The 845-nt window shown below is 60.6% G+C and carries 1 protein-coding gene; it reads left to right on the forward strand.

What is annotated here, in order from left to right; all coding sequences use genetic code 11:
* Positions 1–13: 13 nt before the first annotated feature.
* The coding region (locus tag ACQUQO_RS18265; protein WP_435080084.1) for an IS5 family transposase at positions 14–845 on the forward strand (832 nt) is incomplete at its 3' end.

The following is an 845-nucleotide window of genomic DNA, read 5'->3' on the forward strand; positions in this document are numbered from 1 at the left end:
CAGAATCAGTGTACTGAAGCGGGAGAGTGCTGTTGTGGAGAAGACACTCTTCCGCTTCGTGAAGCAAGTAGCTTCACTCGCTCAAAAGCTTACTGACGCGGCGCTCATCCAGCTCAGCGATCCAGCCGGCAACGGGTTTGCCGGCTGGAAGCACGCTGTTTTGCTCTATCTGCGCGAGCACATGGACGCCGAGTACGAGGAGATCATCGATTGGGCCGAAGAAATGGAGCGCATTCGGTTCCTACTGGGTCTTCGGCGCGGGAAGTTTCCCGCGCCTTCGACGCTGTGCAAGGCGTTCAAGCGGGCTCCGATGAGTGTCTGGCGAGAGCTGCTCCGCCGCTCGGCGGAGCTGCTCGACCAGTCTGGTCACGCCGCGATCGATGCCACCTACTTCGACCGTCAGCAGGCATCGGCCCATTACCTCAAGCGTACAGGACGCTCTATACAGACGATTCAGGCGACGTTTCTGGTAGACACCGCCGACGGAGCGATCCTTGACCTCCACTGCAGTACGAAGTGGCCGAGTGGGATGCGAATCGGTCCGAAGGTCGCCCTGCGGAACGCAGGCGACCTTCGTAGCCTCGCCGCTGACAAGGGCTACGACGATATGAGTTTCCGTGAAGCCCTTCGAGCGGTCGGCGTCCGACCGCTCATCAAACACCGTGTCTTCGCACCGTACGATCACGCGCACAACGCCCGCATCGACGACGAGCGCTATCATCAGCGCTCAATGACCGAGACCGTGAACTCCTCACTCAAGCGCTCACACGGCTCCGCCGTGCGAGCGCGTGACTGGTTCCGGCAGTTCCGCGAGATTGCGCTCATTGCTGGCGTTCACAACATCG

Origin of the sequence: Halococcus sp. AFM35 (assembly GCF_051195015.1) — an archaeon.
In the GTDB taxonomy this organism is placed as follows: Archaea; Halobacteriota; Halobacteria; order Halobacteriales; family Halococcaceae; genus Halococcus.